This window comes from Acidovorax sp. LjRoot117 (assembly GCF_964252695.1).
Lineage (GTDB): Bacteria > Pseudomonadota > Gammaproteobacteria > Burkholderiales > Burkholderiaceae_C > Acidovorax.
Genome location: NZ_CAXUPO020000017.1, coordinates 24,207 through 40,225, shown reverse-complemented (window position 1 = coordinate 40,225; position 16,019 = coordinate 24,207). Strand labels below are relative to the sequence as shown.

Sequence of the window (16,019 nt, the reverse complement as noted above, 5' to 3'; positions counted from 1 at the left end):
GGCGGGGGTCAATCAAACTTCACGCGCGGGTCCACCCACACGTAGCACAGGTCGCTGACGAGCTTGGTCACCAGGCCGATCAGGGTGAAGAGATACAGCGTGCCCAGCACGACGGGGTAGTCCCGGCGGATCACGCTTTCGTAGCTGAGCAGGCCCAGGCCGTCGAGCGAGAACAGCGTCTCGATGAGCAGCGAGCCTGTGAAAAACGCGCCGATGAACGCCGCCGGAAAGCCGGTGACGATGGGAATCAAGGCGTTGCGAAACACGTGCTTCCACAGCACCTGACGCTCGCTCAGCCCCTTGGCGCGGGCCGTGAGCACGTACTGCTTGCGAATCTCTTCCAGGAACGCGTTCTTGGTCAGCATGGCCGTGACCGCGAAACTGCCCAGCACCATTGCCGTGACAGGCAGCGTGATGTGCCACAGGTAGTCGACGATGCGCGCACCCCAGCTGAGTTCGTCCCAGTTGGACGAGGTCAGCCCGCGCAGGGGAAACCACTGCAATTGTCCGCCGAAGATCACCAGCAGCGCCACGCCCAGCACGAAGCCCGGTATCGCGTAGCCCACCAGCACGAGCAGCGTGGTGATCAGATCGAACCGGGACCCCGCCCGCACGGCCTTGGCCACGCCCAGCGGCACGGCCACCAGGTAGCTGATGAAAAATGTCCACAGGCCCAGGCTGATGGACACCGGCAGTTTTTCTTTCACCAGGCTCCACACGTCCTTGTTCTGGAAAAAGCTCTTGCCCAGGTCGAACCGCGCAAACTGGCCCAGCATCTGAAAGAACCGCTCGTGCGCGGGCTTGTCGAACCCGTACAGCGCCTTGATCTGCTCCAGCCGCTTGGGGTCCACGCCCTGGTCGCCACGGTAGGCCATGCCGCCGGATTCCACGCCGCCCTTGCCACCAGCGGTACGGGCTTCCGCCAGGTACTGCTCCACCGGCCCGCCCGGCACGAACTGGATCACCGCAAAGGTCAACAGCAGCACCCCCAGCAACGTGGGCAGCATCAACAACAGGCGTTTGGCGATGTAGGCGAGCATGTTCGGTTATCGATGAAACGGGGCACCGCGCACGGGCAAAGGCAAAGGCAGGCCGCGGGTGGGCAGCGAATCGGGCGAGCACTCATTCACGGCTTTGTCCACCACGAGAACATCAACCACTCTTCCGCCTTGGCGTAGGGCGGCATCGGTTCCTTGTAGGCCAGGCGCTTCTGGTTGTAGACCACCCGGTGCGACTCGAGCGTCCATTGCGGGATGAGGTAGTGACTGTGCATGATCACGCGGTCCAGCGCACGGCAGGCGGGCAGCATCTCGGCCTGGCTGGTGGCGCGGGTGAGCGCGGTCACCAGGGCATCCACCGCCGGGCTGTTCACCCCCGCGTGGTTGCTGGAGCCTTCGACCTTCACGCCCTGGCTGCCGAACAGCTCTTTCATCGCCTGGCCGGGGTTGTAGGTGCCTGGGTAGGCCAGGCTGATCATGTCGAAGTCGAACTTGTCCAGGCGCTGCAGGTACAGCGCAAAGTCCACCGTGGTGAAACGCAGCGTGATGCCGAGCTTCTCCAGATTGCGAATCCATGGGGTCACGGTACGGGCGCCGGCTTCCTTGCTGTCCAGGAACTCGATCTCCATCGCCTTGCCCTCGGCATTGCGCAGCGCGCCGTCGCGGTAGGTCCAGCCCGCATCGGCCAGCAGTTGCCGCGCGCTGCGCAGGTTGTCGCGCAGCGAATGGCCCTCGCCCTCGGTGCTGGGCGGCGTGTACATGGGGCCGAACACCGTGTCGGGCACCTTGCCGCGCCAACGTTCGAGCAACGCCAACTCCTCTGGCCCGGGCGTGCCCGTGGCCTGGCAACTGGTGTTGCCGAACAGGTCCTTCACGCGGGGATAGCCGCCATAGAACATCTGGCGGTTCATCCACTCGTAGTCGATGGCCAGGCCCAGCGCCTCGCGCACGCGCACATCCTGCAGCAGCGGGCGGCGGGTGTTGAGCACGTAGCTCTGAAAGCCCGAGGGCAGGCGGTGCTTCATGTCCTTCTTGACCAGCACGCCCTGCTTGAAGAGCTTGCCGTCGATGCGGCGGGCCCAGTCGCCGGCTGAATAGATGGTCATGAAGTCGAACTCACCGGCCTTCATGGCCTCCAAGCGCGCGGTGTTGTCCTTGTAGATCTTGACAGTGATGCGGTCGAAGTTGTGCGCACCCCGGTTGACATTGAGATCACGGCCCCAGTACTGCGTGTCCCGCTGGTAGGTGACATCGCGCCCGAACTTCACATCGCCGATGCGGTACGCGCCGCTGCCGATCGGTATGTCGGTCACGATCTGGTCGAACGGCTTGGCCTTGCCGTCCGGGCCGCGCCCCCAGGCCCGGCTGAAGACCGGCAGGCTGCCCACGGTGAGCGGCAGCTCGCGGTTGGGCTGCTTGAAGCGAAAGCGCACGGTGCGCTTGTCCAGCACGTCCACGCCGGCCACTTCCTGCAGCAGCGTGGCGTAGCTGGGCGACGCCTGCGGGCTGATCAGCATGTCGTAGCTGTGCTTGACGTCCGCGGCCTCCACCGTGTCGCCGTTGTGAAAGCGTGCCTCGGCCCGCAGGCGGAAGGTGGCGCTGAGCCGGTCGTCGGCCACCTGCACGTCTTCGGCCAGCAGACCATAAGCCGAGGCGGTCTCGTCCATGGAGCCGGTGAGCAGGGATTCGAAGATGAGCTCGCTCAGGTACGCGGGTACCGAGCCCTTCATGGTGAAGGGGTTGTACTTGTCGAAGGTGGAGTAGCGCAGGTTGCTCACCATGCGCAGCTCACCGCCCTTGGGGGCGTCCGGGTTCACGTAGTCGAAATGTGAGAAGCCCTCGGGGTACTTGAGGTCCCCCCACAGCGCATAGCCGTGGGCGGCCCAGGCCGGAGCCGCGCATACCGTCAGCAAGAAAGTGAGCCAAAACCGCATGCGACAATTCTGCACTACGTCGGCCCTGCCGCCGCACAGGCTGTGGGTATTCCCCGGAGACCCGTCCGGTGGCACCAGGGCGCCCTCTTTTTTCACGCATTCCACAGGAGAACAACAATGGGTTTTCTGACCGGCAAGAAGCTGCTCATCACGGGCGTGCTGTCCAACCGCTCCATCGCCTACGGCATCGCCAAGGCCTGTCACGCGCAGGGCGCCGAACTGGCCTTCAGCTATGTGGGCGAGCGCTTCAAGGACCGCATCACCGACTTTGCCGCCGAGTTCGACTCCAAGTTGATCTTTGACTGCGACGTGGCCAGCGACGAGCAGATCGAGCGCATGTTCGCCGACCTGGCGCAGACCTGGCCCAAGTTCGACGGCTTCGTGCACAGCATCGGCTTCGCACCGCGCGAGGCCATTGCGGGCAACTTTCTTGAAGGCCTGTCGCGCGAAGGCTTTCGCATCGCGCACGACATCAGCGCGTACAGCTTTCCGGCCATGGCCAAGGCCGCCCTGCCCTACCTGAACGACAAGTCGTCGCTGCTCACGCTGTCGTACCTGGGCGCGCTGCGTTCCATCCCCAACTACAACACCATGGGCCTGGCCAAGGCCAGCCTGGAAGCCAGCGTGCGCTACCTGGCCGAAGCCGTGGGCCGCACCGAAGACGGCCGCGCCATCCGCGCCAACGGCATCAGCGCCGGCCCCATCAAGACGCTGGCGGCCAGCGGCATCAAGGACTTCGGCAAGCTGCTGTCCCGCGTGGCCGATGCCTCGCCCCTGCGCCGCAACGTGACGATCGAGGACGTGGGCAACGTGGCCGCTTTCATGCTGTCCGACCTGGCCTCGGGCCTGACCGCCGAGATCACCTACGTGGACGGCGGCTTCAGCCAGACCGCGGGCCTGAGCGCCGACCAGGTCTGATCGGGTCCGACCCCGCCTGACCACAAGCCTTCAAGCCAAAACAAGCGCTACCGCTGGATAGTCAAGCGGTAGCAGCTATCAATTCAATAGCAAATGCTTCGCAGACGTTGGTTGGCCTGGCTGGCCTTGGCGGGCACAGCCACCGCCATCGGTGCGCCCGCCCGCGCAGGCGACGCACCGGCGCTGCTGCTGGCCAACGTGTACCGCCCGGGCATGCCCCTGGCGGACTACTGGGTCAGCGAAAAGTACGACGGCGTGCGTGGCTACTGGGATGGCCGCACGCTGCGCACCCGCGGTGGCGAGACGGTGGCTGCGCCGGCGTGGTTCACCGCAGGCTGGCCCGACACGCCGATCGATGGCGAGCTGTGGGCCGGGCGCGGGCGCTTTGCCCATGCGCAGTCCACCACCCGGCAGCAGCATGCCGACGATGCCGCGTGGCGGCAGATGCGGTTCATGGTGTTCGACCTGCCGCAAAGCCCCGGCACCTTCGACGACCGCATTCCCGCACTCAATGCCGTGGTCGCCACCATCGGCCAGCCCTGGGTGCAGGCCGTGCAGCAGCACCGCGTGGCGACGGACGCCGCACTGCAGTCGCTGCTGCAGCGCACGGTGCGCGCGGGCGGCGAAGGCCTGATGCTGCACCGGGGCGCTTCGCTGTACCAGGGCGGGCGCAGCGATGACCTCGTCAAGGTCAAGACCCACGAGGACACCGAAGCCCGTGTGGTGGCCCATGTGCCCGGCAAGGGCCGTCTGGAGGGCCGCCTGGGCGCGCTGCTGGTCGAGATGCCATCAGGGCAGCGATTCAAACTGGGCGCCGGGTTCAGCGACGCGCAGCGGGCCGATCCGCCGCCCATCGGCAGCTGGGTCACCTACCGGTTTCGCGGTACGCACGACGGTGGGCTGCCGCGCTTTGCCAGCTTCGTGCGCGTGCGCGACGACCTGCCGCCGAGCCGCTGAGGCCACTGTCGCCACTGAAAGCACAACGCCACGCCGCACATCACTGCACGGCGTGGCGCCTGGGGGTCCTTCGTGTCCTCAGAGGCTCACGAAAGGATCAGCGATCAGTTGGGCAGCAGGACCTTGTCCACCACGTGGATCACGCCGTTGGACTGGTACACGTCGGCGATGGTCACATTGGCAGTGCCACCCTTTTCATCGGTCAGCATGATGGCCTTGCCGCTGGCCTTGGCGGTGAGCGTGCCGCCCGCCACGGTCTTGATGCTGGCCATGCCCTTGCCGTCGGCAATCATCTTGGACAGCGCTGCGGCGTCCCACTTGCCAGCCACCACGTGGTAGGTCAGCACCTTGGTCAGCGTGGGCTTGTTTTCTGGCTTGAGCAGGGTGTCCACCGTGCCGGCGGGCAGCGCGGCAAAAGCGGCGTTGGTGGGTGCGAACACGGTGAAGGGACCTGGGCCCTTGAGGGTCTCCACCAGGCCGGCAGCCTTGACGGCGGCCACCAGCGTGGTGTGGTCCTTGGAGTTCACCGCGTTGTCGATGATGTCCTTGCTGGCCAGCATGGGGGCGCCGCCCACCATGACATCGGCAGCGAACGCAGGCACTGCACCGGCAGACAAGGCAACGAACAGACCGGCAGCGATACGGGCATTGAAAGAAGTGCGCATGGGGATCTCCTGAAAGTATGAAAGGGGGTGTCTCACACCGCATGAAATGCACGCGGCTACCAGTCAATACGCCGGGCCTGGCCCGCCGGATTCAAAAAGATTTGCAACAGCGCGGATACAAAAAAGAAAATCGCCCCGCGGCGTGGGCCGGGGGGCGATGGTTGGGTGAGCGGGCCGTGCACCGGCAGGTGCGTAGCCGGTCAGCGTGTCAGCGTTTCAGCCTTGCAGCAGGTGGACCGCCAGGTCAGATCGTGCGTCCGTAGGGGCCGTCGCCACCCACCTGCACCAGGTTCTTGGCCGTGGCCAACGGCTTGGGGTTCTTGGTGGTCTTTTCGTCGGCCACGCAGTCGGCGTAGTAGCGCACCTGGCCGTTCTCGTCCTCCACCTCGACCAGGCCGTGGATGTCGGTCTCGAAGCCGGGGCACAGCTTGGCGAATTCACGCGCGAACTTGAGGTAGTCCACGATCTTCTTGTTGAAGACTTCGCCGGGGATCAGCAGCGGAATGCCCGGTGGGTACGGCGTGACCAGGCCGACGGTGATGCGGCCTTCGAGTGCATCGATCTCCACGCGCTCGGTCTTGCGGTGCGCGATGTGTGCGTACGCATCCGACGGCTTCATGGCGGGCGTCAGGTCCGACAGGTACATCTCGGTGGTCAGGCGCGCGATGTCGTACTTGGCGTACATCTCGTGCACGTGCTGGCACAGGTCCTGCAGGCCCATGCGCTCGTAGCGCTTGTGCTGCTGGCAGAACTCCGGAAGGATGCGCCACATGGGCTGGTTCTTCTCGTAGTCGTCCTTGAACTGCTGCAGCGCCGTGAGCAGCGTGTTCCAGCGGCCCTTGGTGATGCCGATGGTGAACATCACGAAGAAGCTGTACAGGCCGGTCTTCTCCACCACCACGCCGTGCTCGGCCAGGTACTTGGTGACGATGGACGCGGGGATGCCCTTCTTGTCGAACTTGCCGTCCAGGTTCAGGCCCGGCGTGACGATGGTGGACTTGATCGGGTCCAGCATGTTGAAGCCGTCGGCCAGCTGGCCGAAGCCGTGCCACTTGGTGCCGGCCTTCTTGCCCTTGGCATCGCTGCGGATGATCCAGTCCTCGGCCCGGCCGATGCCCTCGTCCACCAGCTTGTCCGGGCCCCAGACCTTGAACCACCAGTCGTTCTTGCCGAAGTCATGCTCGATCTGGCGCATGGCGCGGCGAAAGTCCAGGGCCTCCAGGATGCTTTCTTCCACCAGCGCGGTGCCGCCGGGCGGCTCCATCATGGCAGCGGCCACATCGCAGCTGGCGATGATGCTGTACTGCGGGCTGGTGCTGGTGTGCATCAGGTAGGCCTCGTTGAAGAGGTGGCGGTCCAGCTTGGTGGTCTGCGAGTCCTGCACCAGCACATGGCTGGCCTGGCTGATACCGGCCAGGAGCTTGTGGATGGACTGCGTGGCGTAGGTCACCGAGTGCTTGGGGCGCGTGCGCTTCTTGCCCATGGCGTGGTAGGTGCCGTAGAACGGGTGGAAGGCCGCGTGCGGCAGCCAGGCCTCGTCGAAGTGCAGGTTGTCCACGTAGCCGTCGAGCATGCCCTTGATGGTCTCGGTGTTGTACAGCACGCCGTCGTAGGTGGACTGCGTGAGCGTGAGCACGCGCGGCTTGACCTTCTTGGCGTCCACGCCCTTGAGCAGCGGGTTGGCCTTGATCTTGGCCTGGATGGCTGCCGGCTCGAACTCGCTTTGCGGGATGGGGCCGATGATGCCGAAGTGGTTGCGCGTGGGCTTCATGAACACTGGGATGGCCCCGGTCATGATGATGCTGTGCAGGATGGACTTGTGGCAGTTGCGGTCCACCACCACCACGTCGCCCGGGGCCACGGTGTGGTGCCACACCATCTTGTTGGATGTGGACGTGCCGTTGGTCACGAAGAAGCAGTGGTCGGCATTGAAGATGCGCGCGGCATTGCGCTCAGATTCGCCGATGGCGCCGTTGTGGTCCAGCAGCTGGCCCAGTTCTTCCACCGCGTTGCAGACGTCGGCGCGCAGCATGTTCTCGCCATAGAACTGGTGGTACATCTGGCCCACGGGGCTTTTCAGGAAGGCCACGCCGCCCGAATGCCCGGGGCAGTGCCAGCTGTACGAGCCGTCTTCGGCGTAGTCGAGCAGCGCCTTGAAGAACGGCGGCTGCACGCTCTCCAGGTAGCTCTTGGCCTCGCGGATGATGTGGCGCGCCACGAATTCGGGGGTGTCCTCGAACATGTGGATGAAGCCGTGCAGCTCGCGCAGGATGTCGTTGGGCAGGTGGCGGCTGGTCTTGGTCTCGCCGTGCACGTAGATCGGCACTTCGGTGTTCTTGCGGCGCACCTCGCCAATGAAGTTGCGCAGGCTCAGCACGATGGGGTCCAGCCCCTCGCCGACGGTGAATTCCTCATCGTCGATGGACAGGATGAACGCACTGGCGCGGCTTTGCTGCTGCGCGAACTGCGACAGGTCACCGTAGCTGGTGACCCCCACGACCTCGAAACCCTCGGCCTCGATGGCCTGCGCCAGCGCGCGAATGCCCAGGCCCGAGGTGTTCTCGGAACGATAGTCCTCATCGATGATGATGATGGGAAAACGAAACTTCATGCGCAGCCTCCGTGCAACCGTGCCCTGCCGGCCAAAAAACGAAATAGGCGCGAAGTGTAAGGAATAACGTTGACGCGCCTTTGAACTGCCATGCTTTTGACCCAGAATGTGGTGCAACAAACACAACCACAACGAGGAGGTACGCTATGGAGGAATCCACCATCTGGTGGCTGGCAGCAGGGGCACTGGTCGTGGCAGAACTGCTCACCGGCACTTTCTATCTGCTCATGGTGGCTGTCGGCTTGGCTGCAGCGGCCCTGGGCGCGCACCTGGGGCTGTCGTTCGCATTGCAGATCGTGGCGGCTGCGGTCGTGGGCGGTGGCGCCGTCGTGGCGTCCTACCAGCTCAAGAAGCGGCGCCCCGGGGACCCGTCTGCACGTGCGGACCGCAGCGTGAACATGGACGTGGGCGAGACGGTGCTCATCGACAGCTGGAACATCGACGGCACCACCACCGTCAAATACCGCGGCGCGCAGTGGACGGCCATCCACCGCCCCGGCATCACCCCGTCGACCGGCATGCACCGCGTCGCTGAGCTCGTGGGCAACCGCCTGCTGGTGGACCCGCTGTAAGCCGGCCCCGGCCCGCATTGCGGCCGCCCGTTTTTCCGTCTCTCCTGTTCATTCACCATCCAGAAAGGCTGTCCCATGGAACTTGCCGTTGCCGTCGTCATACTCATCATCGCCGTGATCTTCATCGCGCGCTCCGTCAAGGTCGTGCCCCAGCAGAACGCCTGGGTCAAGGAGCGCCTGGGCAAATATGCGGGCACGCTGGCGCCCGGCCTGAACCTGCTGGTGCCCTTCATCGACAAGGTCGCCTACAAGCACAGCCTGAAGGAAATCCCGCTCGACGTACCCAGCCAGATCTGCATCACGCGCGACAACACGCAGCTGCAGGTGGACGGTATCCTGTATTTCCAGGTCACCGACCCCATGCGCGCCAGCTACGGGTCGAGCAACTACATCATGGCCGTCACCCAGCTGGCGCAGACCTCCCTGCGGTCCGTGATCGGCAAGCTGGAGCTGGACAAGACCTTCGAGGAACGCGACATCATCAATGCACAGATCGTGCAGGCCATCGACGAGGCCGCGCTGAACTGGGGCGTGAAGGTGCTGCGCTACGAGATCAAGGACCTGACGCCCCCTAAGGAAATCCTGCACGCCATGCAGGCCCAGATCACCGCCGAGCGCGAAAAGCGCGCGCTCATCGCAGCGTCCGAAGGCCGCCGCCAGGAGCAGATCAACATCGCCACGGGTGAACGTGAGGCCTTCATCGCCCGCTCCGAAGGCGAAAAGCAGGCCGTCATCAACAAGGCGCAGGGCGAGGCCGAATCCATCAAGGCCGTGGCCGAAGCCAATGCACAGGCCATCGAACGCGTGGCATCGGCCATCCGCCAGCCGGGCGGCGAGCAGGCCGTGCAGCTCAAGGTGGCCGAAAAAGCCGTCGAGGCCTACAGCCAGGTGGCATCGGATGCGACCACGACCCTCATCGTGCCCAGCAACATGACCGAAGTCTCGGCGCTCATCGCCTCGGCGATGAAGATGGTGCAAACCACCACCGGCACGCCGCGCCTCTGACACCGCCAGGCAGACCGGCTCCATCGGCGCCGGTCACGCCACCTTGCCGGCTCACCGGACACGCTGCAGGGCACCAGCCCCGCGTCCGGAGCCGGTTCTTTTTTTGACTCTGGGCATGGACACGGGCCCTGCCGCCGGCCACGGGCCCGATTCCTTCGCTGGGCGATCAGCGCCGACGGTGCGCCAAGGCGTCAAGCGGCCACGGCGTCGGCTAGGATGAGCGGCCATTTCGCCCCCACCCAGATACCTTCACGTGCAAGAACCCATGGGCGCCACCCTCATCGTCGGCATGCTGTGCGTGCACCTGCTGTGCTTTGGCGCCATGTTCCTGCTGATCAGCACGCGCCTGCACGGCAGGAAGATGGGCATGGAAGTGTTCGCCATCGGCAACTTCCTGCTGGGCTGCGCGTACGTGCTGCAGCTGGCGGGCGGCGCGCCAGGGTGGAACGCGATGAGCGTGGTCAACCATACGCTGACCCTGTGCGCACCGGCCGTCTACGCGGTGGGTGCCATGCGGTTCTTTGGCCGCGCCGCACCTCTGTGGCGCCCCCTGCTCACCCTGGCGGTGGCCTACACCGCCGCGCAGGTGGTGGCGCAATGGACGCTCGGAACAGCAGCGCGGTACGCCATGCTGGCGGGCGCGTCTGCTCTGCTCTTTGCGGCGATGACGGCCACCGTGATACAGGGCGCCCGCAGCTTTGCCAAAGACCTGCGCGTGGAAATGGTGCTGTTCGCCGCCCTGATTGGCGGCATCTTCGCGCTGAACGCGATGAAGTTCGTGTTCATTCTCCAGAACGGACTGGAAGCCCTGGACATGGACAGCCGTTTCCAGACCGTGTTCTACCTGTACATGTCGTTTCTGGCGACCGTGCTGGCACCGTCCATCATCTGGCTGGTGCTGCGCAGGCTCACCGACGAACTGCGGGCGACCGCCGCCCACGACCCGCTGACGCGGCTGCTCAACCGCCGCGGCCTGCTCGACGGGTTGCAGGCGCACTTGCGCTCCCGCAAGGCGGGCCCTGCGCACCTGCTGATCGTGGACATCGACCATTTCAAGCGCATCAACGACACCCACGGCCACCAGGTCGGCGACACCGTGCTGTGCCACGTGGCCGATCTGCTGCGCGACACCGCCCGGCAGGGCGACCTCACCTGCCGCCTGGGGGGAGAGGAATTCGTCGTCATCTGCCTGGACACCGACGCAGAGGGCGCCCTGCGCCTGGCGAGCCGCGCACGCACCGCCATCGAGAACAGCGACGTGGCAGCCGCCACGGCCCCAGGCAGCCCCATCCGCTGCACCGTGACCATCGGCATCTCCGCCGACTTTGCCGCCCCGCAGGAGCTGGACCGCGCCCTGCAGGAGGCCGATGCAGCGCTGTACCGCGGCAAACACGCCGGCCGCAACCGCGTCGAGGCCAGCGACGCCGCCGCACAGGCAGGCTCCGCCATGGAATCAGCCCTGCACGCAGCCCGGGCTGCGCACTAAAAACCGCCGATCCATCGATCGACGGCAAAAACGCTCCAAACCACTGCTACAATCGTGGGCTTCGGAGAGGTGGATGAGCGGTTTAAGTCGCACGCCTGGAAAGCGTGTGTGGGCTAATCCCCACCGCGGGTTCGAATCCCGCCCTCTCCGCCATATGCAACCCTAAGTGATTGAATCACTTAGGGTTTTTTCTTTGGTGATGGCTCTCTCCACCATGGCAAGTTCACGTACAGCTTGAAACGCAAAAGCCACCCTCGGGTGGCTTTTTGCTGGCGGCGTTTCGATTCCAGGTTTCTCGATGCGCATGTCAACGCGCAACCTGGGCCCAGGCGCCCGGCGCTACCTGTGCCCACGGTGCCATCCACCAGAGTCGACCACACCCAGGACCCCGCGCCGGGCCTGCCGTGCTGCACCAACTCACAATGGGGTGCTCGCACCGTTTGCGTTCCAACCATTGCGGTTGCCTGGAGGGCGATTTCTCGGGATGCAGCCTTGCAGTTGCGCCAGTCTTGGCATCTTCGGCTCACAGTGGCCGCTCAAAAGCTCTCCCAGTCATCCTCGGCCCCCGCCGCCACCGCCTGGGGTGCTGGCGCCTTCGGCTTGTTCACCGCAATGGCCGGTGGCCGGGTGCCGGGGGCCTTGGCTGGCTGGATTGCCTGGGTTGCCTGAGCAGCCTGAATAGCCTGAGTAGAGGGTGGCTTGCCGGAGCCTGGGCGGTGGGCGGGGGTGGGTACCCGCTTGGGCGACGGCGCGGAAGCCAGTTTGGCTGGGGATCTGGCCGCGCGCACCGCCTGGGCGGCTGCGGGCGGCTGCGACTGATCGGCCGAGAGTTTGAACACCTCCACGGCGCCGACGAGGGCTTGCGCCTGGTGGTTCAGGCTGCTGGCTGCAGCGGCCATTTCTTCCACCAGGGCGGCGTTTTGCTGCGTGACCTGGTCCATCTGCGTGACGGCCTCGCCGACTTGCGACACGCCCGTGCTCTGCTCGCTGCTGGCGGCGCTGATCTCGCCCATGATGTCGGTCACGCGGCGGATGGACGACACGACCTCGGTCATCGTCACGCCGGCTTTGTCCACCAGCACGGAGCCTTGCTCCACGCGCTCCACGCTGGCGGTGATCAGGGCCTTGATCTCCTTGGCGGCTTCGGCGCTGCGGCCAGCCAGGCTGCGCACTTCACCGGCCACCACCGCAAAGCCCCGGCCCTGCTCTCCGGCGCGGGCCGCTTCCACCGCCGCGTTCAGCGCCAGGATGTTGGTCTGGAAGGCGATACCGTCGATCACGCTGATGATGTCCGCGATCTTCTTGCTGCTGTCGTTGATGCCCTTCATGGTCTCCACCACTTCGGCCACGACCTCGCCCCCCTGCCCTGCCACGGTCGATGCGCTCATGGCCAGCTGGTTCGCCTGGCGCGCGTTGTCGGCGTTCTGCTTGACGGTGGAGCTGAGCTCTTCCATCGACGCTGCCGTCTCCTGCAGCGCGCTGGCCTGCTGCTCGGTGCGGATGGACAGGTCGTTGTTGCCCGAGGCGATCTCTGCGCTGGCCGAGGCCACGCCCTGCGCATTGCCGCGCACGCCGGATACCACGTGCGCCAGGTTGTCGCGCATGGCCGTCAGGCCGCCCAGCAGTTGCGCGATCTCGTCCTTGCCACGCGCATGGATCGGCACCGTGAGGTCACCCTGCGCGACCGAATCCGTGATCTGCACCGCGTTGTCCAGCGACCGCGAGATCTGCCGGATCATCGCCCCGCCCATCAGCACCGCCAGCGCAATGCCCAGCACCACGGCGGTGAGGGCCGTCGCGCGGATGGTCTGAAAACTCGCGTCGGCCCGGTCGTACTCGGCCTTGGCGCGGTCGAGCTGCACCTGCATCAGCTGGCCCAGCACGTCCTGCAGCGGGTCGATGGCGGGGTACATCTCCTTGGCGGCGAACGCGGTGAGCGCGGCCATGTCGGCCGACCTGAAATGCCCGTTGAGCGCATCGGCCGCCGCCTCGGCTTTGACCTGCAAGGGCTTGAAGCGCTCGACGAGCTTCGTTTCCTCGGGCACGAGCTGGGTTGCCAGGTAGGCCTTCCAGTTGGACTCGATGGCCTTGCGTGCATCGGCCACCGACTGCAGGCCCTGGGCGGGCGTCATGGCCCCGTCACGCACCTTGTGCGCGGCATCGACCACATTGACGGCATACATGTCTGCCACCACCTTGATCTGCTTGAGGGGCACCACCCGGTCGTCGTAGACGGACTTGAGTCCGGCATTCGATTGCCCCATGCCAAACAACCCCGCCGCGCCCACCAGCAAAACGAGCAGGCACAGGGCCGTGAGCAGGCCGGCTAGGCGCGTGGATATCTTGAACTGGCTCATGGCAGTGCTCCTGGAGTAATGACCAAATAGAAAGAAAAAAAGAAACAAGGAAGGGCGGCAACGGCATGCGCCACGACCACACCGGTCTGCGCCCCGGTGGCGAACACCCGGGGAACATCGACGTGGAAGGGGCACAAGAGGACATGCACGATGCGCGCCAGGAGGGCTGCCGGCAGCACGGCCCGGAAAGCCGGGCGCACTTGCAGAGCCAACGCCATGAGCCATGAAAGAACTCCCGGCAACAGACCAGCGCATCCAAGGACCGCAGCCGCGGCCTCAGCCGAGAGAGATGGGGGCGGAACTGCCCTTCGAGCATAGCGCGTTCCGTTACGTTTGCGTACATTTGCGCGCGATAAATCATCCAGCCATGGCGGGCGGAACGCACGCGCGGCGTGGGCCTGAGCGCCTCGGCTGGTCATGCCAGGGCGGCGGGCAAAATGCTGGCCCGGCAAGCCAGGCCGCTTCAGGCAGGCGCAAGGTGCCCACTCAGACGTCTGAGTGGGCACCTTGCGATGCTATCAATTGAATAGCTGCTACCGCCTATCCAGCGAGCGGTAGCGCCGTTTTTTAACCTTAACCTCGTGGGATGCGTGTCGTCAGAAGCTTTCCCAGTCATCGTCTCCACCCGCTGCCGGGGCGGGCGCCCTGGCAGACGCAGCGGCCTTGGCCGGCGCTGCCGCAGGTGTGGCCGCTGGTTTGACGGCCTGCCGGGGCGCCGGCAGGCTGGCTGCAGCTGCCTTGCGCCCAGATGCGGCGCCTGCGGGCTTGGCTGACGTGCTGGCGCTGCGTGCAGCCAGGTGGGGTGCCGGGGTCGACAGGGCCTTGCGCGCAGCGGCGGGCGCAGCGGTGTAATGGCGCGCTGGTGGTGTCGATGACGATGACGATGTCGATGGCGGGGCCGCGCTGCGCTGCTGCCCCCCCGCCTCCAGCTTGAACACCGCCACCGCGTTCACCAGGTCGCCCGCCTGCGCGTTCAAAGCGCTCGCCGCGGCCGCCATCTCTTCCACCAGCGCCGCGTTCTGCTGCGTGGCCTGGTCCATCTGCGTGACGGCTTCGCCCACCTGGCCCACGCCCGCGCTTTGCTCGCTGCTGGCCGCGCTGATCTCTCCCATGATGTCCGTCACCCGGCGGATGGAGCTGACCACTTCGGTCATCGTGGCCCCGGCCTTGTCCACCAGGGCCGTGCCTTGTTCCACGCGCTCCACGCTGGCGGTGATCAGGGCCTTGATCTCCTTGGCGGCTTCGGCGCTGCGGCCAGCCAGGCTGCGCACTTCACCGGCCACCACCGCAAAGCCCCGGCCCTGCTCGCCGGCCCGGGCGGCTTCCACCGCCGCGTTCAGCGCCAGGATGTTGGTCTGGAAGGCGATGCCGTCGATCACGCTGATGATGTCCGCGATCTTCTTGCTGCTGTCGTTGATGCCTTTCATGGTCTCCACCACTTCGGCCACCACGTCCCCGCCCTGCACGGCCACGGTGGATGCGCTCATCGCCAGTTGGTTGGCCTGGCGCGCGTTGTCTGCGTTCTGGCGCACGGTGGAGCCCAGCTCTTCCATCGACGCTGCGGTTTCTTCCAGTGCCGACGCCTGCTGCTCGGTGCGCGCCGACAGGTCGTTGTTGCCCGAGGCGATCTGCGAGCTGGCCGACGCCACGCCTTCTGCGCTGCCGCGCACCGTGCTCACGGTGTTCACCAGGCTTTGCTGCATGCGCTGCAGCGCGCTGAGCAATTGGCCGGTTTCGTCCTGGGACTGCGCGTGGATGTGGCCGCTCAGGTCGCCGCTGGCTACGCGGTCGGCGGCCTCTACCGCCTGGGCCAGCGGGCGGGTGATGGACCGGATGATGGTGATGGCCAGAAAGATCGCCAGCGCAATGGCCGCAGCCCCGGCGATGAGCACATCGCGCTGCAGTGCGCTGGCGGCGGCTTCGGCCCGCTCGCCCGCATCGGCGGTGACCTGGGCCTGGAAGTCGACCTGCTCCTGGATGGTGGCCTGGTAGGCCCGCTGGGTGGGGCGCAGGCGCTCCTCCAGCAGTTTCAGGGCCTCGTCCTTTTGCCCCTTTTGCACAAGGCCGATGTACTCGTCGCCCAGCGCCAGGAAGCTGCTGCGGTTTTGCTGCATGCGTGCCAGGATCTCCTTGCCCTTGTCAGAGCGGATCAGGCTGACGATGACCGGTATTTCCTTGGCGATCGACGCCCGCGCAGCGGCCACGCGCTCGAGCGACTGCTTGATGATGTCTTCGGACGCGAACAGCGCCAGGTTGCGGAACTGGATGGCCTGCACATTCACCCCATCGGTCAGCGTGCCCATCGCCTTGGTGATGGGAATGCGCATGGTGACGATGTCGTTGAGCGACGCGCGCTGGCTGGCCGAATGCGCCAACGCCACACCCCCCAGGATTGCGAGCAGCAGCACCATGGCAGCAAATGCTGCCGCAAGGCGGGTGGAAATGTTCAAGCGGTGCATCTTCGGGTACTCCTCGGTGAAAGCAAGGATTGAAATGTTGTTGCCCCACCATATAGC

At 65.6% G+C, this 16,019-nt stretch carries 13 protein-coding genes and 1 tRNA gene; 6 read left to right on the top strand and 8 right to left on the bottom strand.

The genetic code is table 11. The features are described 5' to 3' along the window. Positions 1–8: 8 nt before the first annotated feature. Together ACSQ3D_RS26275 and ACSQ3D_RS26270 are read right to left on the bottom strand one after the other, a co-directional pair. A complete protein-coding gene (locus ACSQ3D_RS26275) occupies positions 9–1,040 on the bottom strand; it encodes a microcin C ABC transporter permease YejB (RefSeq protein ID WP_056414646.1) in 1,032 nt (343 codons plus the stop codon). Positions 1,041–1,126: 86 nt separating this feature from the next. Next, positions 1,127–2,932 (bottom strand): extracellular solute-binding protein, encoded by a 1,806-nt coding sequence (locus ACSQ3D_RS26270; RefSeq protein ID WP_436128783.1) that lies wholly within the window; start codon positions 2,930–2,932, stop codon positions 1,127–1,129. Positions 2,933–3,049: 117 nt separating this feature from the next. Here ACSQ3D_RS26270 and fabI point away from each other — a divergent pair, with 117 nt between their 5' ends. Together fabI and ACSQ3D_RS26260 are read left to right on the top strand one after the other, a co-directional pair. Continuing rightward, entirely contained in the window at positions 3,050–3,850 is an 801-nt protein-coding gene (gene fabI / locus ACSQ3D_RS26265; RefSeq protein ID WP_396506483.1) for an enoyl-ACP reductase FabI, read from the top strand. A gap of 93 nt (positions 3,851–3,943) precedes the next feature. Beyond that, positions 3,944–4,807: a DNA ligase gene (locus ACSQ3D_RS26260; protein ID WP_436128782.1), complete on the top strand. Its 864-nt coding sequence runs from the start codon at positions 3,944–3,946 to the stop codon at positions 4,805–4,807. 104 nt (positions 4,808–4,911) lie between these two features. Here the strand turns inward: ACSQ3D_RS26260 and ACSQ3D_RS26255 are convergent, their stop codons facing one another. Together ACSQ3D_RS26255 and ACSQ3D_RS26250 are read right to left on the bottom strand one after the other, a co-directional pair. Next, positions 4,912–5,472, bottom strand: coding sequence for a fasciclin domain-containing protein (locus ACSQ3D_RS26255; protein ID WP_056414656.1), 561 nt, complete (start codon positions 5,470–5,472; stop codon positions 4,912–4,914). 244 nt (positions 5,473–5,716) lie between these two features. Further along, complete coding sequence (locus ACSQ3D_RS26250) at positions 5,717–8,083, bottom strand: arginine/lysine/ornithine decarboxylase (protein ID WP_056414659.1); 2,367 nt, start codon at positions 8,081–8,083, stop codon at positions 5,717–5,719. A gap of 146 nt (positions 8,084–8,229) precedes the next feature. Between ACSQ3D_RS26250 and ACSQ3D_RS26245 the strand changes: the two genes are divergently transcribed. From ACSQ3D_RS26245 to ACSQ3D_RS26230, 4 genes are all read left to right on the top strand, one after another. Next, positions 8,230–8,655, top strand: coding sequence for an NfeD family protein (locus tag ACSQ3D_RS26245; protein ID WP_056414662.1), 426 nt, complete (start codon positions 8,230–8,232; stop codon positions 8,653–8,655). Positions 8,656–8,730: 75 nt separating this feature from the next. Continuing rightward, positions 8,731–9,660: an SPFH domain-containing protein gene (locus tag ACSQ3D_RS26240; protein WP_436128781.1), complete on the top strand. Its 930-nt coding sequence runs from the start codon at positions 8,731–8,733 to the stop codon at positions 9,658–9,660. A gap of 265 nt (positions 9,661–9,925) precedes the next feature. After that, positions 9,926–11,146 carry a GGDEF domain-containing protein gene (locus tag ACSQ3D_RS26235; RefSeq protein ID WP_436128780.1) on the top strand — a complete coding sequence of 407 codons (1,221 nt, stop codon included), beginning with the start codon at positions 9,926–9,928 and terminating at the stop codon, positions 11,144–11,146. A 63-nt stretch (positions 11,147–11,209) separates the two neighbouring features. Next, positions 11,210–11,299 (top strand) — tRNA-Ser (locus ACSQ3D_RS26230). Positions 11,300–11,308: 9 nt separating this feature from the next. On the opposite strand, the gene ACSQ3D_RS26225 is transcribed toward ACSQ3D_RS26230, so the two are convergent. The 4 genes from ACSQ3D_RS26225 to ACSQ3D_RS26210 all read right to left on the bottom strand — a co-directional run bounded on the left by ACSQ3D_RS26225 (position 11,309) and on the right by ACSQ3D_RS26210 (position 15,962). After that, positions 11,309–11,452 (bottom strand): hypothetical protein, encoded by a 144-nt coding sequence (locus ACSQ3D_RS26225; protein ID WP_436128779.1) that lies wholly within the window; start codon positions 11,450–11,452, stop codon positions 11,309–11,311. A 230-nt stretch (positions 11,453–11,682) separates the two neighbouring features. Further along, entirely contained in the window at positions 11,683–13,503 is a 1,821-nt protein-coding gene (locus tag ACSQ3D_RS26220; protein WP_436128778.1) for a methyl-accepting chemotaxis protein, read from the bottom strand. Then, on the bottom strand, positions 13,500–13,721 hold the full coding sequence (locus ACSQ3D_RS26215) for a hypothetical protein (protein WP_436128777.1): 222 nt from the start codon (positions 13,719–13,721) through the stop codon (positions 13,500–13,502). Before ACSQ3D_RS26215 ends, ACSQ3D_RS26220 begins: the two co-directional genes overlap by 4 nt. 378 nt (positions 13,722–14,099) lie before the next feature. Further along, positions 14,100–15,962: a methyl-accepting chemotaxis protein gene (locus ACSQ3D_RS26210; RefSeq protein ID WP_436128776.1), complete on the bottom strand. Its 1,863-nt coding sequence runs from the start codon at positions 15,960–15,962 to the stop codon at positions 14,100–14,102. Positions 15,963–16,019: the final 57 nt, after the last annotated feature.